The following is a 24,786-nucleotide window of genomic DNA, read 5'->3' as shown; positions in this document are numbered from 1 at the left end:
GATGCAAACGAAGAAGAGTGAAATCTGGGTTGGGCTATTCATGCTGATTGCGCTGGGCGCCATCATTTTTATCTGCCTGCAGGTGGCCAACCTGAAATCAATCGGTAGCGAACACACCTATCGCATCTACGCCACCTTCGACAATATCGGCGGTTTGAAAGCGCGTTCCCCGGTGAAGATCGGCGGCGTGGTGATTGGGCGCGTGGCGGATATTTCGCTCGATCCCAATACCTATACCCCGCGGGTGGCGATAGATATTCAAGAGCAATACAACCACATTCCCGATACCAGTTCGTTGGCGATCCGCACCTCCGGCCTGCTGGGCGAGCAGTATCTGGCGCTGAACATGGGGTTTGAGGATCCGGAAATGGGCACGGCCATTCTGAAGAACGGCGGCTCTATTCAAGACACCAAATCCGCCATGGTGCTGGAAGATTTGATCGGCCAATTCCTGTATAAAAGCGGCGGCCAGGACAGCGCAGCCAAACCGGAAGACGCGGCCGCGGCACCTACTAACGGTAGCGCACCGCAACCGACCCCTGAACACTGAGAGAGGAAGCCTGCATGTTTAAACGTTTAATGATGGTCGCTCTGCTGGCCGTAGTTGCCCCGCTGGCAATGGCGGCAGATCAGACCAACCCCTACAGCATGATGCAAGAGGCGGCACAGAAAACCTTCGATCGCCTGAAAAACGAACAGCCGAAAATCAAGCAGGATCCCAACTATCTGCGTACCATTGTGCATGAAGAACTGATGCCGTATGTGCAGGTGAAATATGCGGGTGCATTGGTGCTGGGACGTTATTACAAAGACGCGACCCCGGCGCAGCGTGAAGCCTACTTCACCGCGTTCCAGTCTTATCTGGAGCAGGCATACGGTCAGGCGCTGGCGCTGTATCATGGGCAAACGTACCAGATTGCGCCGCAACAGCCGTTGGGCGATGCCAGCATTATCGCTATCCGCGTTACCATCATTGATAACGGCGGCCGCCCGCCGGTGCGCCTGGACTTCCAGTGGCGCAAAAATACCCGCACGGGCTACTGGCAGGCTTACGATATGATTGCCGAAGGCGTCAGCATGATCACCACCAAACAGAACGAATGGGCCTCCACCCTGCGCACCGCCGGTGTGGACGGGCTGACGAAACAACTGCAGGCCGCTGCACAGCAGCCGATTACGCTGGATCAGAAAAAGTAATGGCGGACGCACTGCGTTTTGAGGAACAGCAGGATCGGCTGGTGCTAAGCGGCTACCTAGATCGCGATACCCTGCTGCCGCTGTGGCAGCAGCGCGATAAGCTGCTGGCCGGCAAAAAGGCCATCGACGTGGCGCAACTGCAGCGCGTTGATTCCTCCGGCCTGGCGCTGTTGCTGCATCTGCGCGAACAGCAGCGGCAGCGCGGCGTGGATCTGCGTATCGATGGGGTTACCGATAAGCTCAACACCCTGATTACGCTCTATAATCTGCGCGACATCATGCCGGTGGGCGCTGTGCAAGAAGCGTAACGCCCCATCACCTGGCAATCACATGCCGGTCAGCTATGCATGACCGGCATTTTTTTATCGCGTGTTCCACACCCGCTCCGCAGCAATAAAAACTCCAGCCCCCGCCTTTGTGCGTTTTTCTTTGGTTTAAGAACGCGCCGTATTCCACTAAGATGTCAGGCTGTTTATGATCCTTTTGCAGCAGAACTGGATACTATGGAAAATAATGAAATTAAAGACGTGCTGATGAACGCGTTGGCACTGGATGAAGTACATGTTTCGGGTGACGGCAGTCACTTTCAGGTGATCGTCGTGGGTGAGATGTTTGCCGCGATGAGCCGCGTAAAAAAACAGCAGACGGTTTATGCGCCGCTGATGGAGTATATCGCTGATAACCGCATCCATGCCTTGTCGATCAAGGCCTTTACGCCGGAAGAGTGGCAGCGTGATCGCAAACTCAATGGATTTTAAGGCGGCTCGTCCCTTCGGCTAGCGGCTTGTTGAATGAATAACTGAGAGTAGTCAAATGGATAAATTTCGTGTGCAGGGCCGGACCCGCCTGAGTGGGGAAGTGGCTATTTCCGGGGCGAAAAATGCCGCCCTGCCAATTCTGTTTGCCGCCTTGCTGGCGGAAGAGCCGGTCGAGCTGCAGAATGTTCCCAAACTGAGGGATATCGACACCACCATTAAGCTACTCAATCAATTGGGTGCCAAAATTGAGCGCAATGGTTCCGTGTATGTGGATGCCAGCGGCGTTGATGAGTACTGCGCGCCGTACGATTTGGTGAAAACCATGCGCGCTTCCATCTGGGCGCTAGGCCCGCTGGTTGCGCGCTTTGGCCGTGGCCAGGTTTCCCTTCCCGGCGGCTGCGCAATTGGCGCCCGCCCGGTCGATCTGCACATTACCGGCCTTGAACAACTGGGCGCCGAGATCAAGCTTGAAGAAGGCTACGTCAAGGCCTCTGTCGATGGCCGCCTGAAGGGCGCGCATATCGTCATGGATAAAGTGAGTGTGGGCGCGACGGTCACCATCATGAGCGCAGCAACGCTGGCGACGGGCACCACCATCATTGAAAACGCCGCGCGTGAGCCGGAAATCGTCGATACGGCGAACTTCCTCAACACCCTGGGCGCCAAAATCAGCGGCGCGGGTACCGATAAAATCACCATCGAGGGCGTAGAGCGCCTGGGCGGCGGCGTGTACCGCGTGTTGCCAGACCGTATCGAAACCGGGACCTTCCTGGTGGCTGCTGCGATTTCCGGCGGTAAAGTGATTTGCCGCAACACGCGCCCAGACACGCTGGATGCGGTGCTGGCGAAACTGCGCGAAGCAGGGGCGGATATCGAAGTCGGCGAGGACTGGATCAGCCTGGACATGCATGGAAAACGCCCGAAGGCGGTCAGCGTGCGCACGGCGCCGCATCCCGGCTTCCCGACCGACATGCAGGCGCAGTTCAGCCTATTGAACCTGGTGGCGGAAGGCACGGGGGTAATCACCGAAACTATCTTTGAAAACCGCTTCATGCACGTGCCTGAACTGATTCGTATGGGCGCCCGTGCGGAAATCGAAAGCAACACTGTGATTTGCCATGGCGTTGAGCAGCTTTCCGGCGCGCAGGTGATGGCGACCGATTTGCGCGCTTCCGCCAGCCTAGTGTTAGCCGGCTGTATTGCCGACGGCGTGACGACGGTTGACCGTATTTATCACATCGATCGTGGCTATGAGCGTATTGAAGACAAGCTGCGCGCGTTGGGCGCCAATATCGAGCGAGTGAAAGAAACAGACGAGTAATCGCTGCCCAACGGTGGTTTGCCGAACCCCTTCTCGCCAAGCGTGAGAGGGGGTTTTATTTTATGGCGACGGCGACAATGGGCCGATGCCGGCCGTTAGCTGTTTGAATCACTGTACTCAGGGAACTCGCCCACCACCATTTTCAGCGTCATCGGTTTACCGCTGCGCACCACCACCACTGGGATCTCGGTACCCGGGCGGATTTCCGCCACCTGGTCCATGGTTTCCAGCACCGATACCGCCGGTTTATTGTCGACCTTGATGATAATGTCTTTAACGCGCAACCCCGCGTTGGCCGCCGGGCCGTCTTGTTCGATTTTAGTGACCATGATGCCGCCCTGCAGGGTTTCGGCACCGTTGATGCCGAAATAGCCGCGGATCACCCGGCCGTCGCGGATCAGCTTATCCATGATCTTGGTGGCCAACGCGACCGGGATGGCAAAGCCCAGCCCTTCAGGGGTTTCGCCGTCGGTGATTTTGTCGTAGGTGAGGGTATTGATGCCAATCAGTTCGCCCACGGAGTTCACCAGCGCACCGCCGGAGTTGCCGTGGTTAATCGAGGCATCGGTTTGCAGGAAGGTTTGGCGGCCGGTGGTGCTCATACTGATACGCCCGGTGGCGCTGAGGATCCCCTGCGTGATGGTTTGCCCCAGGTTATAGGGGTTGCCGATGGCGAGCACGATGTCGCCGACGTGTGCGACGCGCTGGGCATTGATCGGGATGACCGGCAAATTGCCCGGGGCGATTTTCAACACCGCCAGATCGGTCAGGCCATCAGAGCCGACCAGCAAAGCTTCATACTTGCGCCCGTCTTGCAGCACCACGGTGATTTGCTGGGCGTCTTTGATCACATGGCGGTTAGTGATGATGTAACCGCGCTCGTTCATGATCACCCCCGAGCCGAGCGAGAGGGCATTGACGGAACCGTCGACATTGCGGTTGTAAATATTGACCACCGCAGGCGCGGCACGGCGCACTGCCTTATTAAAGCTCAGTGGCTCTTCGCTGCTGGTGTTCTCACGCTTTTCTGCAAACAGGCTATTGGTGTGGCGCAGCATGGGCAGGGCGACCAGCAGCAGCCCGGCGACGATCAGACCAATAACGATAGAACGTAACAGATTAGCGAACATGGGGTTTTAGTATGTGAGAGAAGTTATCCACGGAGGATAACATGAGTTAACCGGGCACAGTAATGTTACCGTGCCCGGTTGTTTAACCCAAATCAGCGCAACAGCAGATACAGCGTTTCACCGCCGCGGGCGATGTTGAGCGCCATCACCGGCGGCTTGGCTTCCAGCACCTTACGCAGATCGGTGACGTTTTTCACACGCTGGCGGTTAACGCCGATGATCACATCGCCTTTCTGCAGGCCAGCCTGTGCAGCCGGGCTGTCTTTGGCCACGTTGTCGATCTTCACACCCGGATCGCCGCTCGCCAACGCGCCGTTGCTAAGCGATGCGCCCTGCAGGGCCGGCGACAGGGTTTCGGCATTGGTACTGGCGCTTTCGCTATTTTCCAGCGTAACGGCCACTTCCAGCGGCTTGCCGTCGCGCAGCAGGCCAACTTTGATGGTGGTGCCCGGCGCGGTGGTGCCCACTTTGGCACGCAGTTCGGCGAAGCTGCTCACTGGCTTACCATCGATGGAGGTCAGAATATCACCGGCCTTGATGCCGGCTTTCGCGGCGGCAGATTTCGGCATGACTTCGCTGACAAAGGCGCCGCGCTGGGCGGTGGTATTAAATGCTTTCGCCATTTCCGCGGTCATCTCGCTGCCCTTGATGCCCAACAGGCCGCGTTTCACTTCGCCGAACTCAATCAACTGTTGGCTCAGTTTCTGCGCCATGTTGCTTGGGATGGCAAAGCCGATGCCGACGTTGCCGCCGCTAGGCGCCAGGATGGCGGTATTGATGCCGATCAGCTCGCCGTTAAGGTTGACCAGCGCGCCGCCGGAGTTGCCGCGGTTGATTGACGCATCGGTCTGGATGAAGTTTTCCAGTCCTTCCAGGTTTAAACCGCTGCGCCCCAGCGCGGAAATAATGCCGGAGGTGGCGGTTTGGCCGAGGCCGAAGGGGTTACCCACGGCAACGGCGAAATCACCGACGCGCAACTGGTCGGAATCGGCCATTTTCACGGCGGTCAGGTTGGTGGCGCTCACCTGCAGCAGGGCGATATCCGTTTGTTCATCACGGCCGATCAGCTTGGCGTCAAACTCGCGCCCGTCGTTCAACTGCACCTTGATTTTGTCGGCGTTGTTGATCACGTGGTTGTTGGTGAGGATATAGCCTTTGGCGGCGTCGATAATCACGCCGGAACCCAGCCCTTCAAACGGGCGGGCGTTTTGCCGCTGGGTGGGGAAATTTGGGCCGAAGAAGCGTTTGAACTCTTCCGGCAACTGCTGGCTCTGTACCTGGGTGCCTTCAACATGGACGCTGACCACCGCAGGCAAGACTTTTTCCAGCATAGGCGCCAGGCTCGGCATCTGTTGCCCCTGAACGGCCACCGGCAGCGTGGCGTTGGCGGCCGGCACAGCGGCGACGGATAAACCGATAGCCATCGCTAATATACTAAGGATTAAAGATTTTTTATTCATTGATGATAACTCTCTCAATACTTGCTGGTGTAATAATGATAATAGAATACAGACGACATGCTGGTGAACTCTAAGACCGTGAATTTGCGTGAAAAGTTCACCGGGTTCCGTAAAGGTCCGTAAAGGATAGCGTGACGGCGGGCGGGGGATAATCAAGCGGGCGGAAGGTAAAACCCGTGGGGGAGCGAGCCCACGGGCTGAAACCAGAAGATTAGTCGCGGCGCGGCTCGCCGCGCAGCAGGCCGGAGGCGCCTTCAGAGTAGTCGCGCGGCATCTCGACCGGCGCCTGATCGTTATCCGCTTCGGACTCGGTCAGGCGATAGCGGAATGGGTTATCCTGCATCGGCAGATCCGGCAGCAGGTTATTCGAGCTTTTCGCCATGTGCTGGTACAGCTGGCGGTAGTCGCGCGCCATGTTATCCAACAGCTCGGCGCTGCGGGCGAAGTGGCCAACCAGCTCCTGGCGGTATTCTTCAAGCTCGGCTTTGCTCTTGTCCAGTTCGTTTTGCAGAACCTGTTGTTGACGTAATTTACGGTTACCAAAACGCATCGCTACCGCACCGATGACGATACCGACCACCAAACCAATCAGCGCATACTCCCAGGTCATGATGACTCCTATTTTGACTTCGTTGTTCCGCAGGGATTTTTCATTTAATAATGTCCACTATAACCGTTAACCTTGTCCAAGTGGAATCCTGATGCGCTTTTGCCCGCGGCTCGGCGGGGCACAGTGGTTATCGCAGTGGCGATAACGGTGGCGATAACGGTGCGAAGCAGCGCCGATAAGCGTCGAAAATTGGCAAAATAAATATTAGCCGTAATTAGATTTCAAGATGTGGCGGAGGTGGCATGCAGGCCGCAGCTTGATTGATAAAAAGGCTAAATGTTTTAGGAAATAGGGAACAGATGCAGGCACAGTCACCGTTAGCACGTTACCAGCAGGCGCTGGCGGCGGGCGAGTATCAGCCCGACGAGGTTCAACACCAGGCCGTTACCCGCCTGGAGGGGATTTACCATGAGTTGCTACAGCGGACGCCGGCCGCGCCGGCACAGGCCGCCGGGCTGCGCGGCGCGCTCAGCCGTTGGCTGGGCAAGAGCGCCCCGGCGGCGGCAACGCGCCCGGTGCAGGGGCTGTACATGTGGGGCGGCGTCGGGCGCGGCAAAACCTGGCTGATGGATCTGTTTTTCCACAGCCTGCCCGGCGATCGCAAGCTGCGCCTGCATTTCCACCGTTTTATGCTGCGGGTGCATGAGGAACTGGCCGAATTGCAAGGGCATGAAAACCCGTTGGAGATCGTCGCCGACGGCTTTAAGGCGCAGGCCGACGTGCTGTGCTTCGATGAGTTTTTTGTCTCGGACATTACCGATGCCATGCTGCTGGCAACGCTGCTGCAGGCGCTGTTCGCCCGCGGCATTACGCTGGTGGCGACCTCGAACATCCCGCCGGACGATCTGTACCGCAACGGGTTGCAGCGCGCCCGTTTTCTGCCGGCGATCGCGCTGATCAATGAGTTCTGTGAGGTGATGAACGTCGACGCGGGCATTGACTACCGGCTGCGTACGCTAACGCAAGCGCATCTGTATCTGGCGCCGCTGAACGCGCAAACGCGGCAGGAAATGGATCAGATGTTCCTGCGGCTGGCGGGCCGGCCCGGCGACGATGCCCCGGTGCTGACGATCAACCACCGCCCGTTACCGGCGATCCGCGCAGTAGATGGCGTGCTGGCGGTTGATTTCCATACCCTGTGCGAAGAAGCGCGCAGCCAGCTCGACTATATTGCGCTGTCGCGGCTGTACCACAGCGTTATGCTGTACAATGTGCAGATCATGGGCATGGAGGCGGAAAACACCGCGCGGCGCTTCCTGGCGTTGGTGGATGAATTCTATGAGCGCAACGTTAAGCTGGTGATCGCCGCGGCCGCGCCGATGGCGGAAATCTATCAGGGCACACAGCTTCAGTTTGAATATCAGCGCTGCCTGTCGCGCTTGCAAGAGATGCAGAGCGAAGCGTACCTGCAGCGCCCGCATTTGCCGTGATCGCATTCGGGGCCCGCTTCTCCGGGCCCATTTCGGCAGATAAATGCCTTTTCAATTCAAAAACTGTTCGATCTTTGCAAGCGACTTCTCTATAATCTTGCGACCCCACGTTACAACAAAGTTTTTTTCCCAAAAACTTTATAGTGCCGGCAATGGCTATTCGAAGGGGTAGGTTTGCTGGACTTGATGGTCGTGTGAGCCTCAACTGTTTTCGAGCGTTTGGGTGTTCACCAACGTGTAACTAATTATTGGGTAAGCTTTTAATGAAAACTTTTACAGCTAAACCAGAAACCGTAAAACGCGACTGGTACGTTGTTGATGCGGACGGTAAAACTTTGGGCCGTCTCGCTACTGAACTGGCTCGTCGTCTGCGCGGCAAGCATAAAGCGGAATACACTCCGCACGTTGATACCGGTGATTACATCATCGTTCTGAACGCTGAAAAAATTGCTGTAACCGGCAACAAGCGTAATGACAAAATGTACTACCACCACACCGGCCACATCGGTGGTATCAAAGAAGCGACCTTTGAAGAGATGATTGCCCGCCGTCCTGAGCGTGTGATTGAAATCGCGGTTAAAGGCATGCTGCCAAAGGGTCCGCTGGGTCGTGCAATGTTCCGTAAACTGAAAGTTTACGCGGGCACTGAGCACAATCACGCGGCACAGCAACCGCAAGTTCTGGACATTTAATCGGGATTAATGGCAATGGCTGAAAATCAATACTACGGCACTGGTCGCCGCAAAAGCTCCGCCGCTCGCGTCTTCATCAAGCCGGGCAACGGTAACATCGTTATCAACCAACGCAGCCTGGAACAGTACTTCGGCCGCGAAACTGCCCGCATGGTAGTTCGCCAGCCGCTGGAACTGGTTGACATGGTTGGTAAACTGGATCTGTACATCACCGTTAAAGGTGGTGGTATTTCCGGTCAGGCGGGCGCTATCCGTCACGGTATCACCCGTGCACTGATGGAGTACGATGAGACTCTGCGTTCTGAACTGCGTAAAGCTGGCTTCGTCACTCGTGATGCTCGTCAAGTTGAACGTAAGAAAGTCGGTCTGCGTAAAGCACGCCGTCGTCCGCAGTTCTCCAAGCGTTAATTTTTACTGCTCCGGCAGTATGGTTTACGCGAAAACCCGGTGTTTCACCGGGTTTTTTTATGCCTGGCGTTCGGCGCGCGCCGCCGGAATCGATGGCGGGCAAAACAATTCAGCACGAAATGGCCGCACGGCCCCCACAAAACAGACAAAATCTGGTAAACTATTATCCACTTTTGCGCCTGTTCGCCGAGCAGTTGCCGTCAGTTTACCTCCGAGGCCGGTTTCCCCAGACCCAAGGTTTATCTGCCAGCTGCTGGCTGCGGTCAAGACCATTCAGGATAGCAGCCTGAAATACCCGCACTGGAAGTATGACGGGTATACCCGATAGATTTCACGTGCAGCAAAGGGCAAGCGAAAGCGCCACTGCAGTCTGAAAGCTGGCGGGGAGCGTTGGCTATTCGCAGTATTTTCTAAATAACTTGGAGGTTTTCATGGCTGTCGCTGCCAACAAACGTTCGGTAATGACGCTGTTTTCTGGCCCGACCGACATTTTTAGCCATCAAGTACGTATTGTACTGGCGGAAAAAGGTGTTAGCGTCGAGATCGAGCAGGTTGATATGGATAACCTGCCGCAGGATCTGATTGACCTCAATCCCTACCAAACGGTGCCTACTCTGGTTGATCGCGAGCTCACGCTGTATGAATCCCGCATCATTATGGAATACCTTGATGAGCGTTTCCCACACCCGCCGCTGATGCCGGTTTACCCCGTCGCGCGTGGTGAAAGCCGTTTGATGATGCTGCGCATTGAGAAAAACTGGTATTCGCTGATGTACAAAATCGAGCAGAGCAACGGCCAGGAGGCAGAATCCGCCCGCCGCCAACTGCGCGAAGAACTGCTGGCGATCGCCCCGATCTTCGGCCAGACGCCGTATTTCATGAGCGAAGAGTTCAGCCTGGTGGATTGCTATCTGGCGCCGCTGTTGTGGCGTTTGCCGCAGCTGGGTATTGAGCTGAGCGGTGCGGGTTCAAAAGAGCTGAAAGGCTACATGACCCGCGTATTTGAACGCGATGCGTTCCTGGCATCCCTGACCGAAGCCGAGCGTGAAATGCGCTTGCAGACCCGGGGCTAAGCGTTATGGATATGTCTCAGATGACCCCGCGCCGTCCGTATCTGCTGCGGGCCTTCTATGACTGGCTGTTGGATAACAACCTGACGCCGCATTTGGTGGTTGATGTGACGCGTCCTGACGTAATGGTGCCGATGGAGTTTGCCCGCGATGGCCAGATTGTGCTGAACATTGCGCCGCGCGCGGTGGGCAATCTGCAACTGGGCGATGATGGCGTGCTGTTTAACGCCCGCTTTGGCGGCGTGCCGCGCCAGGTCTCGGTACCGATGGCCGCTGTGCTGGCGATCTACGCCCGTGAAAACGGCGCGGGCACGTTGTTCGAATCGGAACCGGCCTATGAGGCGGGCAACGAAGCCGAAAGCAGCGCTGAAGATAGCGCGCCGGCTGATAATCTCTCGGTTATCGATGGCGATCGCCCGGATACTGGCGATGACAACGGGCCGGATGATGAGCCGCCGCAGCCGCCGCGTGATGGCCGCCCGGCACTGCGCGTGGTGAAGTAACGCTTTGCTACCGCTCGTTTTTCCAGACGACAGAACGGCCCAACACGGGGCCGTTTTTTTTGCCTTCAGGCCAGCGGTTTAACCGATCAATACCCGTGGCAAATCGCGCTTGAGCGCCGCGAAAGCCGGCTGCTTGTCGGCGTTGCTATCGGTAATCAACAGCGCGATCTCACTCGGCGTGGCGTAAACCATTCGGCTGGTTGCGCCGAGCTTGCTGTGATCGGCCAGCAGCACCAGTTGGTTTGCCTGTTGCGCCATTGCCCGCGCAATGGCGGCTTCATACGGGTGGAAGCTGGTGGCGCCGCTGCGGGCGTCGATCCCTACCGGAGAAAGCATCGCTACGTCGGCGCGATAGCGGTAAATCTCGTTGACCGTAAGATCGCCGCGCGTTTCTTTGGCCCCGGCCTGCATGCTGCCGCCGAGCAGGATCACCGTGTTTTTCATCGCTTCATATTCTTCGGTGGCGCTCAACACCAGCGCCGCATTGAGGCTATTGGTAATGATGGTGATGCCGGCCAGTGAACGCAGCTCTTCGGCCAGCATGGTGGTGGTGCTGCCAGCATCGATAAATAGCGTCTGGCCTGGGTGCAGCAACTGTGCCGCCGCTCTGGCGATGGCGCGCTTTTCTTTGGCCTGCACGGTGCTGCGCACGTTGAGCGGCAGCTCCGGCGCCGTATCAACCGCCACGATCCCGCCGTGAACGCGCCGCGCCGCCCCTTGCGATTCAAGCTCAATAATGTCGCGCCGGGCGGTTTCACGTGAAATGCCCAGTTCTTTGATAATTTGTTCCGTACTCACCTGGTTAAGCGTGGTGAGTAGGGCACGGATGCGATGCAATCGGGTTTCCTGCAGCATAGTTTTCTTCGGTTGGTGAGCGCGTGTTGCCCTTTGCGGGGTATTGGGTGATTTTGTGCTTTTTTGTCGCTGTTTTGCAAAAGATTTTTTTGGCCGCTTTGCCGCAGTGCCGGCGGTGACGCTGATCCAAAAAAGTGCAATGCCATGCCCTGATTTTGTGCGTTAATATGTAGTTGTGTATTTTATTGCATTTTAATAAAAATACGCCATGATAGTGGGCAGATGAGGGTACTGACGATCCTTTGTTCTCTAATCAGCCTTACACCACTTTGAATGGGAGTGACCATGGCAACGCGTTCAACAATCATGGATACCAACAGTTTTCGCGCCGAGCATGCGGACGAACTGGATGCCGACATTCGCAAACTGACCGACAAACGCCAGCAGGTTCTGGGGGAGTCGTATCGGCTGTTTTACCGTAAGCCGGTGCACCTGGTGCGCGGCAAAGGCCAGTATCTGTGGGATGCCGCCGGTAATCAGTATCTTGACGTGTATAACAACGTCGCCAGTATCGGCCACTGCCATCCGGCGGTGATTGAGGCGGTGCATCAGCAAATGATGCAGCTCAACACCCATACCCGTTATCTGCATGAGCGCATCCTGGATTATTCAGAAGCGCTGCTGGCCACCATGCCGGCAGAGATCGATCGCGCGATGTACATGTGCACCGGCTCTGAAGCCAACGACCTGGCGATTCGCGTTGCGCGCGCTTACAGCGGCGGCACCGGCATCATCGTCAGCCAGGAGGCTTACCACGGCACCAGCGATTTAACCTCCGGGGCTTCGCCGGCGCTGGGCAGCGGCCAGGCATTGGCGCCCACCACCCGCCTGGTGCCGCCGCCGGATCGTTACCGCGTTGGCGCGGCGGATTTGGGGGCGTGGTTTGCCAACGAGATCCAAAAGCAAATCGACGATATGGCCGCGCACGGCATCAAGTTCGCCGGTTTCCTGGCGGATTCCATTTTCTCTTCCGACGGCGTGCTGCCTGGCCCGAAAGGCTTCTTGCAGCAGGCGGTGGACGTGGTGCATAAAAACGGTGGTATTTTCATTGCCGATGAAGTGCAGCCGGGCTTTGCCCGCACCGGTGATGCCTTCTGGGGTTTTGCCCGCCACGGCGTGGTGCCGGATATTGTGACCACCGGTAAACCGATGGGCAACGGCATTCCGGTGTCGGCGCTGCTGGCTAAAAATACCGTGCTTTCGGCATTTAGCGATCAAATCCCTTACTTCAATACCTTTGGCGGCAACCCGGTGGCGATGGCCGCTGCGCAGGCCGTGCTGCAGGTGATTAAAGACGAAGGCTTGCAGGAGCATAGCCGGGTCGTCGGGGAAGAGCTGCTGGCGGCGCTGCGTACGTTGATGGACAAATACGCATGCGTGGGGGATGTGCGCGGCGCCGGGTTGTTCATTGGCTTTGAGCTGGTCAGCGATCGTGAAACAAAAACGCCGGACAAGCAGCTGGCGCTGGATCTGATCGAAAAGCTGCGTGAAAACCGGGTGCTGACCTCGGTTGCCGGGCCGTATGGCAACGTGCTGAAATTGCGCCCGCCGTTGGCTTTCCAGCGCGAGGATATCGACTGGCTGGTCGGGGCGCTGGATAAATCGCTGGCGGCGCTCAACGCGGTGTAAGCCAACGCGGCCATGTTTGCCAGGCGATAAAAAAATGCCAGTCAGTACAACTGACTGGCATTTTCGTTAGCGCAAGCAGGCTTTGCCGGCTCAGACTTCCAGGTAGTTCATGATGCCGTCGGCGGCTTTGCGCCCTTCGGCGATCGCCGTCACCACCAGATCCGAACCGCGCACCGCATCGCCCCCGGCAAAGATTTTCGGGTTGCTGGTTTGGAAGGCGTTTTCGCAGCCTTCCGGCGCCACGATACGGCCCTGTTTATCGAGCTGTACGTCGTGCTGGGCCAGCCATTCCATTTTGTGCGGGCGGAAGCCGAACGCCATGATAACCGCATCGGCATCCAGAACGTGTTCCGAGCCGGGCACCTGTTCCGCCGCCCGGCGCCCATTGGCATCCGGCTCGCCTAACTGGGTACGCACCATCTTCACGCCGCATACGCGCCCAGCGCTGTTGAGTTCGATACTCAATGGTTGCAGGTTGAACTTGAATTCAACGCCTTCTTCGCGCGCGTTCTTCACTTCACGCTTGGAACCCGGCATGTTGGCTTCATCACGGCGGTAGGCACAGCTCACCTGGGTGGCGCCCTGGCGCACCGAGGTGCGAACGCAGTCCATCGCGGTATCGCCGCCGCCCAGCACCAGCACGCGCTGGCCTTGCAGATTGACGTACGGTTCGTGCTCTGGCGAGGCGTAGCCCATCAGGTTTTTGGTGTTGGCGATCAGGAACGGCAGGGCATCGTACACGCCCGGCGCGTCTTCGTTTTCCAGCCCACCGCGCATCGACTGATAGGTACCCACGCCCAGGAACACGGCGTCGTAGTCGGCCAGCAGCGTTTCCATAGCGATATCTTTGCCGACTTCGGTATTGAGCTGGAATTCAATGCCCATCTCGCTGAAGATCTCGCGGCGTTTTACCATCACTTCTTTTTCCAGCTTGAACGCCGGGATGCCGAAGGTCAGCAGGCCGCCGATTTCCGGGTGACGATCGTAGACCACCGCTTTTACGCCGTTGCGGGTCAGCACGTCGGCACAGGCCAGGCCGGCCGGACCGGCGCCGACAATCGCCACGCGTTTGCCGGTGGGCTGCACGTTGGACATATCCGGCTTCCAGCCCATCTCGATCGCTTTATCGTTGATATAGCGCTCAATATTACCGATGGTCACGGCGCCGAACTCACTGCTCAGGGTACAGGAGCCTTCGCATAGGCGATCTTGCGGGCACACGCGACCGCAGACTTCCGGCAGGCTGTTGGTCTGGTGCGCCAGATCGGCCGCTTCCATAATGCGGCCTTCGTTCGCCAGCTTCAGCCAGTTTGGAATGTAATTGTGAACCGGGCATTTCCATTCGCAGTAAGGGTTGCCACAGGCCAGACAACGGTCGGCCTGCGCTTTCGCCTGGGTTTCTGAAAACGGTTCGTAAATCTCGATAAATTCAATTTTACGGATCTTCAGCGGTTTTTTCGGCGGATCAACGCGCTGCAAGTCGATAAATTGATAAACATTCTGACTCATTAATAACCTCTTACTGCGCCTGAACCCGCAGCTCGGCTGCGGAACGACTACGGTGACCCAACAATGCTTTGACATCACTGGACTTCGGCTTGACCAACGCAAACTTTGGCGCCCATTCCGGCCAGTTGGCCAAAATCTCTTCCGCGCGCGTAGAGCCTGTCGCCTGCACGTGTTCCGTAATCAGGCCGCGCAGGTGCTCTTCGTGAATGGCCAGTTGATCGACGTCCAGCACTTCCACCAGCTCTGCGTTGACGCGTTTACGGAATTCACCGTCTTCATCCAGCACATAGGCGAAGCCGCCCGTCATACCGGCGCCGAAGTTGATGCCGGTTTTGCCCAGCACGCAGACGATGCCGCCGGTCATGTATTCGCAGCCGTTATCGCCGATGCCTTCCACCACGGTGATGGCGCCGGAGTTACGCACCGCAAAGCGTTCGCCCGCACGGCCGGCGGCGAACAGTTTACCGCCGGTGGCGCCATACAGGCAGGTGTTGCCGATGATGCTGGCTTCATGGCTGCGGAAGGCTGAGCCCACCGGTGGGCGCACTGCGATGCGGCCGCCGGCCATGCCTTTGCCCACGTAGTCGTTGGCGTCGCCGGTCAGGGTCATTTCCACACCACCGGCGTTCCAGACGCCGAAGCTCTGGCCCGCGGTGCCGGAGAAGTGCACCCGGATCGGATCTGCCGCCATGCCCTGATCGCCATGCGCCGCGGCAATTGCGCCGGACAGCGTTGCCCCGACAGAACGATCGGTATTGCGGATATCAAAGTAGAAGGTTTTGCTTTGCTTCGCTTCGATATGGGGTTCCGCCTGCGCCATCAGCTCCTTGTTCAGCAGCCCCTGGTCAAACGGCGGGTTGCTGCCTTCGGTGCAGTACAGGGCTTTGCCCGGATGCGGCGTGGCGGTTTGCAGCAACGGCGACAGATCCAGCTTGTGTTGCTTGGCTGAAATGCCTTCCAGCTCCGTCAGGAACTCGGTGCGGCCAATCAGATCCACCAGTTGGCTCACGCCCAGTTCCGCCATGATCTCGCGGGTTTCACGCGCGATGAAGCTGAAATAGTTTGTCACGCGTTCCGGCAGGCCGTGGAAATGGTCGCGGCGCAGCTTCTCATCCTGCGTGGCGACGCCGGTCGCGCAGTTGTTCAGGTGGCAGATACGCAGGTATTTGCACCCCAGCGCCACCATCGGGCCGGTGCCGAAGCCGAAGCTCTCCGCACCGAGGATCGCCGCTTTAATGATGTCGGCGCCGGTTTTCAGACCGCCGTCCACTTGCAGGCGGATTTTGTGGCGCAGGCCGTTGGCCACCAGCGCCTGCTGAGTTTCCACCAGGCCCAGTTCCCACGGGCAGCCGGCATATTTGACGGAGGTGAGCGGGCTGGCGCCGGTGCCGCCGTCGTAGCCGGCGATGGTGATCAGATCGGCATAGGCCTTGGCCACGCCGGTGGCGATGGTGCCAACACCCGGTTCAGAGACCAGTTTCACCGAAATCACCGCCTTCGGGTTCACCTGCTTCAGGTCAAAGATCAACTGAGCCAAATCTTCGATCGAGTAGATATCATGGTGCGGCGGTGGCGAAATCAGGGTTACGCCCGGTACCGAATAGCGCAGCTTGGCGATATACGGGGTGACTTTATCGCCCGGCAACTGGCCGCCTTCGCCCGGCTTGGCGCCCTGCGCCACTTTGATCTGGATTACGTCGGCGTTAACCAGGTACGCCGGGGTGACGCCAAAGCGGCCAGAGGCTACCTGTTTAATGCGTGATACTTTGTTGGTGCCGTAGCGCGCCGGGTCTTCGCCGCCTTCGCCGGAGTTGGAGAAACCGCCGAGGCTGTTCATCGCCAGCGCAAGGGACTCATGGGCTTCCGGGCTGAGGGCGCCGATGGACATCGCCGCGGTATCAAAGCGTTTGAACAGCGATTCCGCCGGTTCCACCTGATCCACCGGGATCGGCGTGCCCTGCGGTTTGATCGCCAGCAGATCGCGCAGCATCGCCACCGGGCGTTCGTTCACCAGCTTGGCATAGGTTTGGTAATCACGGTATTCGCCGCTGTGCACCGCTTTTTGCAGCGTGCTGACCACGTCCGGGTTGTAGGCGTGGTATTCGCCGCCGTAGACGAATTTCAGCAGGCCGCCCTGTTCGAGCGGTTTGCGTTTCAGCCAGGCGCGCTTGGCCAGGTTTTGCAGATCCTGCTGGAAATCGCTGAAGCTGGCGCCGCCGATACGGCTGACCACGCCCTGGAAGCAGAGGTTGGTCAGATCGCGGTGCAGGCCGACGGCTTCAAACAGCTTGGCGCAGCGGTAAGAGGCGACGGTAGAAATGCCCATCTTGGACATAATCTTGTACAACCCCTTGTTGATGCCGTTGCGGTAGTTGAGCATTACGTCGCGGTATTTTTTGTCGCCCATCGCCTGGGCATCCACCAGACTGGCCAGCGTTTCGTAGGCCAGATACGGGTAAATGGCGGTGGCGCCGAAGCCCAGCAGCACCGCAAAGTGGTGCGGATCGCGCGCGCTGGCCGTTTCGACAATGATGTTGGCGTCGCAGCGCAGGCTCTTTTCCACCAGGCGGGTTTGCAGGGCGCCGACGGCCATCGGCGCCGGCACCGGCAGGCGGCTCGGGCTGATGGCGCGATCGGACAGCACCAGCAGCACTGCGCCGGCGCGGACTTTTTGCTCCGCTTCTTCGCACAGTGCGTGGACTTTTTGCTCCAGATCCTGCTGTGCCGGATCGAAGGTCAGATCGAGGGTTTCGACCTGATAGTGTTCCCCTTCCAGCGAGGTCAGCTGTTTGAAATCGGAATACAGCAGGATCGGCGATTTGAAGCTCAGGCGGTGCGCCTGGCCTTCGGCTTCGCAGAAGACGTTCATTTCGCGGCCGATACAGGTGGCCAGCGACATCACGTGCGCTTCGCGCAGCGGATCGATCGGAGGGTTGGTCACCTGGGCGAACTGCTGGCGGAAATAGTCATAAATGATGCGCGGACGGCTGGAGAGCACGGCAAACGGGGTGTCGTCGCCCATTGAGCCGGTGGCTTCCTGGCCGTTCTCGCCCAGCACGCGGATCACCTGATCCAGCTCTTCGCTGGTGTAGCCGAATTGCTTCTGGTAGGTTTCCAACTGCGCGTCATCCAGCTCGCGGGTGCCCACTTGCTCATCAGACAGCTCTTCGAACGGCACCAGGCGTTTGACGTTCTTTTCCATCCACTCTTTATACGGGTGGCGGCTTTTCAGATCGTTATCGGTTTCGCTTGAGTGCAGGATGCGGCCGGCGCGGGTGTCGATCACCATCAGTTCGCCAGGGCCGACGCGGCCTTTTTCCACCACTTCATCCGGCTGGTAATCCCAAATGCCGACTTCGGAAGCGCAGGTAATCAGCTTGTCTTTGGTGATGACATAGCGCGCCGGGCGCAGGCCGTTGCGATCCAGATTACAGGCCGCATAGCGCCCGTCGGACATCACGATGCCGGCCGGGCCGTCCCACGGCTCCATGTGCATTGAGTTAAAGTCGAAGAAGGCGCGTAGCTCCGGATCCATATCCGGGTTGTTTTGCCATGCCGGCGGCACCAGCAGACGCATGGCGCGGATGATGTCCATCCCGCCGCTCAGGAACAGTTCCAGCATGTTGTCCAGCGAGCTGGAGTCAGAGCCGGTTTCATTCACAAAGGGCGCGGCGTCGCGCAGATCCGGGATCAGCGGGGTTTTGAATTTGTAGGCGCGGGCGCGGGCCCATTGGCGGTTACCGGCGATGGTGTTGATCTCGCCGTTGTGCGCCAGGTAGCGGAACGGTTGCGCCAGCGGCCAGCGTGGCACGGTATTGGTTGAAAAGCGCTGGTGGAACAGGCAGATTGCCGATTCCAAACGCAGATCGGCCAGATCGAGATAAAAGCGCGGCAAATCCGCCGGCATGCACAGGCCTTTATAGATCGTCACCAGGTTGGAGAAGCTGCAGACGTAGAAATCCTTATCGGTGATACGTTTTTCTATGCGGCGGCGCGCCATAAACAGGCGGCGTTCCATATCACTTTGCAGCCAGCCGGCAGGAGCGTTGACGAAAATCTGCTCAATGCGTGGCAGGGAAGAGAGGGCGATTTCGCCCAAAACGTCCGGGTTGGTCGGCACTTCGCGCCAGCCCACGATCGACAGCGTTTCGTTCTGCAGCTCTTCTTCCACAATGCGGCGGCTGGCACGGGCTTCTTCCTCATCCTGGCTGAGGAACAGCATGCCCACGGCGTAGTTTTTGGCCAAGCGCCAGCCGCGCTCCTCCGCAACCATACGGAAGAAACGATCGGGTTTTTGTAATAACAGGCCGCAGCCGTCGCCGGTTTTGCCGTCGGCAAGGATTGCGCCACGGTGCTGCATACGGGCCAGTGCGTGAATGGCGGTGCGCACTACCTTGTGGCTAGGTTCGCCTTCTATGTGGGCGATCAGGCCGAAACCACAGTTGTCCCTATCTTGGGATTTATCGTACAACATAATCAGTGAACCTCCCCAGGCTCTGTGCGACTCCCATAACCGGTTTACGAGCTGCCTTCTTATCTCCGGGCCGGCTGTCAGGCGGCGTTATTTCTAGCGTCCATCAGCACGTTTGCCCTTCGTTAGCAGCCTCTCGTGACGGCTATCACAAGTGGTTAATGACTTGTTTTCAGAGGGAGTCTTAAATTACTGCATAAATATGACGAGACGACGTGACCTTTTGTCCGTCTAGAAAGCTTCCAGTGGACTTCCAACTTAGCGAGAAAGATTACGCAGGTCAAATATAGGGGTAAATGGCGCTTGCAGACGAAGAATGGCGTCTAATATTTTGAAAAATATATTATTTACCACCCGTTTTATGCTTATGAGTTATTGGTACAAGTAGACGGAAATGTGAACTGTATCACTATAGTGCAAGCCCTGAATCTCTGCACCATGCTAGTGCGAATGGGAATGGTGGCGTTTTATGCTGATAAACTCAATTTGCGCGATTTTTGTCACTGTTTTTAATACCGTTGTCATATTGGCCGCCATCCCTCCCGCAAAATTAAAAAAAATCATTGTGCGCCAAATGCGTTTATTTGCATTTATGTTGAATGATTATTCATTCGCATTTTCGGGGGTAAGGCAGGTTGATCTCTGTCATCGCGGGGAAAGCCGTTTGTCATTAGCATCGGCGGCTTTGAACAGAAAGAGCGCTCAAGATTATGCAGTTGCCGGAATTAGTCAATACGTTTGGTGCGGATCTTCAACGCCGTTTTGGCGAAAAGATCCATAAACTCACGCTGCACGGCGGGTTTAACTGCCCCAACCGCGACGGCACGCTGGGGCGGGGCGGCTGCACGTTCTGCAATGTGGCGTCATTCGCCGATGAACAGATGCAGCAGCAGAGCATCAGCGAACAGTTGGCGGCGCAGGCGCACAAGGTTAACCGGGCAAAACGCTACCTCGCTTATTTCCAGGCGTATACCAGTACTTATGCAGAAGTAGCGGTACTGGAAGTGATGTATCGCCAGGCGTTGCAGCAGGCGGATATGGTGGGGCTGTGCGTCGGCACCCGGCCGGACTGCGTGCCCGTGGAAGCGCTCGATCTGCTGGCGGGCTACCGCGATCGCGGTTATGAAGTGTGGCTCGAGCTGGGGTTGCAGACGGCGCACGATAAAACACTGAAACGCATCAACCGCGGCCATGATTTCTGCTGTTACCAGCAAACCACGCAGCGGGCGCGTGAACGGGGCCTGAAAGTGTGCTGCCACCTGATTGTCGGGCTACCCGGCGAGACGCGCGCTGACCATCTGGCGACGCTCCAGGCGGTGGTGGCCTGCGGCGTGGATGGCATCAAGCTGCACCCTTTGCATATTGTGGCCGGCAGCACCATGGCGCGCGCCTGGCAGGCCGGGCGCATTGCTGAGCTGCCGCTGGATGAATATGCGGCCAGCGCCGGCGAAATGATCCGCCATACCCCCGGCGCGGTGGTTTATCACCGCATTTCCGCCAGCGCGCGGCGGCCAACCCTGCTGGCACCATTATGGTGCGAAAACCGCTGGAACGGCATGCAGGCGGTGGGGCACTACCTGCAGCAATACGGCGGCCAGGGATCGGCGCTGGCTGCGCCGTTGCACTACCGCCCGTGAGCGCGGCCAAGCGCACAATCTTTCTCTATCCGTCGGCGTTTGGCGCCTTATCTCCCCCGAGTTTTGCGGTATGATTCTGTCATTATGGTTTTTGGGAGCCGCTCATGAAGCAAATCCGGGTATTAGCCCAGTATTACGTTGATCTGATGGTGAAACTGGGGCTGGTGCGTTTTTCGCTGCTGTTGGCCTCGGCGCTGGTGGTGCTGGCCATGCTGGTACAGATGGCGGTGACCATGCTGCTGCGTGGCGAGGTCGAGAGCATCGACGTGGTGCGCTCTATTTTCTTCGGCCTGCTGATAACCCCCTGGGCGGTCTATTTTCTGTCGGTCGTGGTCGAGCAACTGGAAGAGTCGCGCCAGCGGCTGGCCAGGCTGGTGGATAAGCTTGAAGAGATGCGCAACCGCGATCTGCAACTGAATCAACAACTGCAAGACAACATTACCCAGCTCAATCAGGAAATCGCCGACCGCGTGAAGGCGGAAGAAGAGCGCCTGCAGGTGATGGATAAGCTTAAGGAAGAGATGGAACAGCGCGAGATGACGCAGATTGAGCTGGGCCAACAGTCGGCGCTGCTGCGCTCGTTCCTGGATGCCTCGCCGGACCTGGTGTATTACCGCAATGAAGACAAAGAGTTTTCCGGCTGCAACCGCGCGATGGAGCTGCTAACCGGCAAGAGCGAAAAACAGCTGATCGGCTTGACGCCGAATGATGTCTACGGCAAGGATATCGCCGATAAAGTGGTCGAGACTGACGAAAAAGTGTTCCGCCATAATGTTTCGCTCACTTATGAACAGTGGTTGGTCTATCCCGATGGCCGTAAGGCCTGCTTTGAACTGCGCAAAGTGCCGTTTTACGATCGCGTTGGCAAACGCCATGGACTGATGGGCTTTGGCCGCGATATTACCGAGCGCAAGCGCTACCAGGACGCGCTGGAGAATGCCAGCCGGGATAAGACCACCTTTATCTCCACCATCAGCCACGAGCTGCGCACGCCGCTTAACGGCATCGTCGGGCTTAGCCGCATCCTGCTGGATACCGATCTCAACGAGGAACAGCAAAAATACCTGAAGACGATTCACGTTAGCGCCATCACGCTTGGCAACATTTTCAATGACATCATTGAGATGGATAAGCTGGAGCGGCGCAAGGTGCAGTTGGATAACCAACCGATTGATTTTACCGGCTTCCTGGCGGATCTGGAAAACCTCTCCGGGCTATTGGCCCAGCCGAAAGGCCTGCAGTTTGTGATGGAGCCGCAACTGCCGCTGCCGCATAAGGTGATCACCGACGGCACGCGCCTGCGCCAGATCCTGTGGAACCTGATCGGCAATGCCGTGAAGTTTACCCCACAGGGGCGGATTGTGGTGCGCGTGCGCTGCGAACAGCCGGATCTGCTGCTGTTTGAGGTAGAGGATTCCGGCATGGGGATCCCTGAGGATGAGCAGGAAAAGATTTTTGCCATGTATTATCAGGTGAAGGATCAGCGCGGCGGGCACCCGGCGACCGGTACCGGCATTGGGCTGGCGGTCTCCAAGCGCCTGGCGCAAAGCATGGGCGGCGATATTACGGTGAAAAGCGAACCCGGCCACGGCTCATGCTTTACGCTGATCATCAAGGCGCCGGCCGTGGAGGAAGAGGTGAGCGAGGCGCAGGAAGAGGATGATTTGCCGCTGCCGGCGCTGCATATCCTGCTGGTAGAAGACATCGAGCTGAATGTGATTGTGGCGCGCTCGGTGCTGGAAAAGCTCGGCAACAGCGTTGAGGTGGCGATGAACGGCCACGACGCGCTGGCGATGTTCGATCCGGACGAGTTCGATCTGGTGCTGTTGGATATTCAACTGCCGGATATGACCGGCCTGGATATCGCGCGCGAACTGCGCCACCGTTACGCCGGGCAGTCGTTGCCGCCGTTGATTGCGCTGACCGCCAACGTGCTGAAAGACAAAAAAGAATATCTTGAAGCCGGTATGGATGACGTACTGAGCAAACCGCTGTCTGTGCCGGCGCTCACCCGGGTGATTCAACATTATTGGGATCATCAACCGGCGCAGATCCCCCCTCAAAATACGGAGCACAAGGCGATGCAGATTAATGAAGCGCTACTGGATACCGCGATGCTGGAGCAGTACATGGAGCTGGTTGGGCCGCAGTTGATTCACCAGAGCCTGGCAGTTTTCGAACAGATGATGCCTGGCTACTTGGCGGTGCTGGATTCCAATATGACGGCACGCGATCAGAAAGGCATTGTTGAAGAAGGCCATAAGATCAAAGGGGCCGCGGGATCGGTCGGGCTGCGTCACCTGCAACAACTGGCACAACAGATACAAACGCCAACATTGCCGGCATGGTGGGATAATGTGCAGGAATGGGTTGATGAACTGAAACAGGAGTGGCGTAACGACGTGGCGGTGCTGCGTGTATGGGTTGAGAACGCTGAAAAAAAATAACCCCGGCCTGAGCCGGGGTGCGCGAATATTGCGCCAACACCAGGGAAATCATTAACCTGCGTAGTTGTTTTTTCTATTTTCATCTCGCAAGCCGTTACTAGTTGTCTACCATCATACCGCTAACGGCGGGGTAAATGTAAGTCTTGTTGTGAGTTGATTCATTAAAATGTGTGATGTGGATTGGCATTTGTAAATTTAACTGGCGCGCCAGGCACCGGTCTTGATGGGGAGAATGGAGCATGAAACAGGTTGGAGTGGTACTCAGTGGATGTGGTGTTTATGACGGTTCGGAGATCCACGAAGCGGTATTAACCTTGCTGGCATTGGACCGGGCCGGGGTGCAGGCGGTGTGTTTTGCGCCCGATAAGCCACAACATGTTGTTATTAATCATGTATCTGGTGACGCTATGCCGGAATTGCGTAATGTGCTGGTGGAATCTTCCCGTATCGCCAGGGGCAAAATTCAACCGCTGGCCCAGGCCGATGCCGCATTTTTGGACGCGCTGATCGTTCCCGGTGGTTTCGGCGCGGCGAACAATCTCAGTACTTTTGCCAGTGCGGCAGAAGAATGTCATGTCGATCCCGATTTGGCAAAGCTCGTGCAAGAAATGCATAAGTTGAATAAACCAATTGGGCTGATATGCATCGCCCCTGTGCTGTTGCCGAAGTTGCTCGATCGGCCGGTGCGCTTAACCATAGGCAACGATCCCGATCTGGGTGAGGTGATTGACGCCATGGGCGGTGTGCCGGTGACTTGCCCGGTGGACGATATTGTCATTGATAATGAGAATAACGTGGTGACGACGCCGGCCTATATGCTGGCCCAATCCATTGGCGAAGTGGCGCAGGGGGTGGATAAGCTGGTCGCGCGGATAGTGGAACTGGCGAATGCGTAACTCTTCTCGTGGCCTGGTTGCGCGCGCTTTGGGCTGGTTGAAGCGCGGCGTTATCGCCGTTGTCGGCCTGTGGCTGGTCGGGATCGTGCTTTTCGCCTTCCTGCCGGTGCCATTTTCCGCCGTGATGGTTGAGCGGCAAGTGAGCGCCTGGCTGCGCGGCGATTTCAGCTATGTCGCCCATTCCGACTGGGTGTCGATGGATGACATTTCACCTTACATGGCGCTGGCGGTGATCGCCGCTGAAGATCAAAAATTCCCCGACCACTGGGGGTTTGATATCGAAGCGATTGAAAAGGCGTTCAGCCATAACGAACGCCGGCCGGCGCGTATCCGCGGCGCTTCAACGCTGTCGCAGCAGACGGCAAAAAACCTTTTCCTTTGGGACGGCCGCAGTTGGCTGCGTAAAGGGCTTGAAGCGGGTGTCACCAGCGGCATTGAGCTGGTATGGACCAAGCGGCGGATCCTGACGGTATACCTGAATATCATTGAGCTGGGAAGCGGCGTGTTCGGCGTGGAAGCGGCGTCACAGCGTTTTTTCCACAAACCGGCCAAGCGCCTTACCGCCTCGGAAGCCGCGCTGCTGGCGGCGGTACTGCCCAATCCGCACCGCTTTAATCCGGCGGCGCCTTCAGGCTATGTGATCCAACGCCAGCAGTGGATACTGCGCCAGATGCGGCAACTAGGCGGCGAAGGGTTCTTAAAGGAAAACAAGCTGGATTGATCCGTTAAAAGAGCACGTAACTAAAGGAAGCCTCCGCCCTCA

The 24,786-nt window shown here is 57.6% G+C and carries 22 protein-coding genes; 16 read left to right on the top strand and 6 right to left on the bottom strand.

Annotated elements, in window-relative coordinates; genetic code table 11:
- The first annotated feature begins 1 nt into the window (after position 1).
- The 5 genes from mlaD (at position 2) to murA (ending at position 3,276) form a co-directional block, all read left to right on the top strand.
- Entirely contained in the window at positions 2-550 is a 549-nt protein-coding gene (mlaD, locus tag AC559G_RS22180) for an outer membrane lipid asymmetry maintenance protein MlaD (protein WP_279026263.1), read from the top strand.
- Positions 551-564: 14 nt separating this feature from the next.
- The gene (gene mlaC / locus AC559G_RS22175) at positions 565-1,197 is read left to right on the top strand and encodes a phospholipid-binding protein MlaC (protein WP_498914736.1); all 633 of its coding nucleotides are present in this window, start codon (positions 565-567) and stop codon (positions 1,195-1,197) included.
- The gene (mlaB, locus tag AC559G_RS22170; protein WP_462614542.1) at positions 1,197-1,505 is read left to right on the top strand and encodes a lipid asymmetry maintenance protein MlaB; all 309 of its coding nucleotides are present in this window, start codon (positions 1,197-1,199) and stop codon (positions 1,503-1,505) included. Before mlaC ends, mlaB begins: the two co-directional genes overlap by 1 nt.
- 195 nt (positions 1,506-1,700) lie before the next feature.
- Positions 1,701-1,955 (top strand): BolA family iron metabolism protein IbaG, encoded by a 255-nt coding sequence (ibaG, locus tag AC559G_RS22165; protein ID WP_095847097.1) that lies wholly within the window; start codon positions 1,701-1,703, stop codon positions 1,953-1,955.
- 55 nt (positions 1,956-2,010) lie between these two features.
- Entirely contained in the window at positions 2,011-3,276 is a 1,266-nt protein-coding gene (murA, locus tag AC559G_RS22160) for a UDP-N-acetylglucosamine 1-carboxyvinyltransferase (protein WP_095847098.1), read from the top strand.
- A gap of 95 nt (positions 3,277-3,371) precedes the next feature.
- On the opposite strand, the gene degS is transcribed toward murA, so the two are convergent.
- From degS to zapG, 3 genes are all read right to left on the bottom strand, one after another.
- Positions 3,372-4,406 carry an outer membrane-stress sensor serine endopeptidase DegS gene (gene degS / locus AC559G_RS22155; protein WP_498914734.1) on the bottom strand — a complete coding sequence of 345 codons (1,035 nt, stop codon included), beginning with the start codon at positions 4,404-4,406 and terminating at the stop codon, positions 3,372-3,374.
- Between the two features lie 92 nt (positions 4,407-4,498).
- Positions 4,499-5,866, bottom strand: coding sequence for a serine endoprotease DegQ (gene degQ / locus AC559G_RS22150; RefSeq protein WP_498914732.1), 1,368 nt, complete (start codon positions 5,864-5,866; stop codon positions 4,499-4,501).
- Positions 5,867-6,077: 211 nt separating this feature from the next.
- Positions 6,078-6,476, bottom strand: coding sequence for a Z-ring associated protein ZapG (gene zapG, locus AC559G_RS22145; protein ID WP_095847101.1), 399 nt, complete (start codon positions 6,474-6,476; stop codon positions 6,078-6,080).
- Positions 6,477-6,775: 299 nt separating this feature from the next.
- On the opposite strand from zapG, the gene zapE reads away from it, so the two are divergent.
- The 5 genes from zapE (at position 6,776) to sspB (ending at position 10,579) form a co-directional block, all read left to right on the top strand.
- Entirely contained in the window at positions 6,776-7,906 is a 1,131-nt protein-coding gene (zapE, locus tag AC559G_RS22140; protein WP_498914730.1) for an AFG1/ZapE family ATPase, read from the top strand.
- A 263-nt stretch (positions 7,907-8,169) separates the two neighbouring features.
- Positions 8,170-8,598 (top strand): large ribosomal subunit protein uL13, encoded by a 429-nt coding sequence (rplM, locus tag AC559G_RS22135; protein ID WP_498914728.1) that lies wholly within the window; start codon positions 8,170-8,172, stop codon positions 8,596-8,598.
- Between the two features lie 15 nt (positions 8,599-8,613).
- Positions 8,614-9,006 carry a 30S ribosomal protein S9 gene (gene rpsI / locus AC559G_RS22130; RefSeq protein WP_004937080.1) on the top strand — a complete coding sequence of 131 codons (393 nt, stop codon included), beginning with the start codon at positions 8,614-8,616 and terminating at the stop codon, positions 9,004-9,006.
- A 431-nt stretch (positions 9,007-9,437) separates the two neighbouring features.
- On the top strand, positions 9,438-10,079 hold the full coding sequence (sspA, locus tag AC559G_RS22125; protein WP_438599044.1) for a stringent starvation protein SspA: 642 nt from the start codon (positions 9,438-9,440) through the stop codon (positions 10,077-10,079).
- A gap of 5 nt (positions 10,080-10,084) precedes the next feature.
- Positions 10,085-10,579: a ClpXP protease specificity-enhancing factor gene (gene sspB, locus AC559G_RS22120; protein ID WP_121554244.1), complete on the top strand. Its 495-nt coding sequence runs from the start codon at positions 10,085-10,087 to the stop codon at positions 10,577-10,579.
- A 78-nt stretch (positions 10,580-10,657) separates the two neighbouring features.
- On the opposite strand, the gene AC559G_RS22115 is transcribed toward sspB, so the two are convergent.
- Positions 10,658-11,434 (bottom strand): DeoR/GlpR family DNA-binding transcription regulator, encoded by a 777-nt coding sequence (locus AC559G_RS22115; RefSeq protein ID WP_095847105.1) that lies wholly within the window; start codon positions 11,432-11,434, stop codon positions 10,658-10,660.
- Between the two features lie 285 nt (positions 11,435-11,719).
- On the opposite strand from AC559G_RS22115, the gene AC559G_RS22110 reads away from it, so the two are divergent.
- Positions 11,720-13,063: an aspartate aminotransferase family protein gene (locus AC559G_RS22110; RefSeq protein WP_498914726.1), complete on the top strand. Its 1,344-nt coding sequence runs from the start codon at positions 11,720-11,722 to the stop codon at positions 13,061-13,063.
- Positions 13,064-13,153: 90 nt separating this feature from the next.
- Here AC559G_RS22110 and AC559G_RS22105 read toward each other — a convergent pair whose 3' ends face one another.
- Together AC559G_RS22105 and gltB are read right to left on the bottom strand one after the other, a co-directional pair.
- On the bottom strand, positions 13,154-14,572 hold the full coding sequence (locus AC559G_RS22105) for a glutamate synthase small subunit (RefSeq protein WP_498914724.1): 1,419 nt from the start codon (positions 14,570-14,572) through the stop codon (positions 13,154-13,156).
- A 10-nt stretch (positions 14,573-14,582) separates the two neighbouring features.
- Positions 14,583-19,046, bottom strand: a complete 4,464-nt coding sequence (gene gltB, locus AC559G_RS22100; protein ID WP_498914723.1) for a glutamate synthase large subunit — start codon at positions 19,044-19,046, stop codon at positions 14,583-14,585.
- A gap of 466 nt (positions 19,047-19,512) precedes the next feature.
- Here gltB and AC559G_RS22095 point away from each other — a divergent pair, with 466 nt between their 5' ends.
- From AC559G_RS22095 to mtgA, 5 genes are all read left to right on the top strand, one after another.
- Entirely contained in the window at positions 19,513-19,824 is a 312-nt protein-coding gene (locus tag AC559G_RS22095) for a hypothetical protein (RefSeq protein WP_498914721.1), read from the top strand.
- Positions 19,754-20,680 carry a TIGR01212 family radical SAM protein gene (mnmL, locus tag AC559G_RS22090; protein ID WP_498914720.1) on the top strand — a complete coding sequence of 309 codons (927 nt, stop codon included), beginning with the start codon at positions 19,754-19,756 and terminating at the stop codon, positions 20,678-20,680. The genes AC559G_RS22095 and mnmL overlap by 71 nt, the downstream gene beginning before the upstream one ends.
- 104 nt (positions 20,681-20,784) lie before the next feature.
- Complete coding sequence (arcB, locus tag AC559G_RS22085) at positions 20,785-23,127, top strand: aerobic respiration two-component sensor histidine kinase ArcB (RefSeq protein ID WP_498914718.1); 2,343 nt, start codon at positions 20,785-20,787, stop codon at positions 23,125-23,127.
- Positions 23,128-23,366: 239 nt separating this feature from the next.
- Positions 23,367-24,023, top strand: coding sequence for an isoprenoid biosynthesis glyoxalase ElbB (elbB, locus tag AC559G_RS22080; RefSeq protein ID WP_498914716.1), 657 nt, complete (start codon positions 23,367-23,369; stop codon positions 24,021-24,023).
- A complete protein-coding gene (mtgA, locus tag AC559G_RS22075; protein WP_498914714.1) occupies positions 24,016-24,744 on the top strand; it encodes a biosynthetic peptidoglycan transglycosylase in 729 nt (242 codons plus the stop codon). The genes elbB and mtgA overlap by 8 nt, the downstream gene beginning before the upstream one ends.
- Positions 24,745-24,786: the final 42 nt, after the last annotated feature.

The sequence above is a fragment of the Gibbsiella greigii genome, from assembly GCF_039540155.1.
GTDB classification, from domain to species: domain Bacteria; phylum Pseudomonadota; class Gammaproteobacteria; order Enterobacterales; family Enterobacteriaceae; genus Gibbsiella; species Gibbsiella quercinecans.
This window is presented reverse-complemented; position numbering and strand designations above follow the sequence as displayed.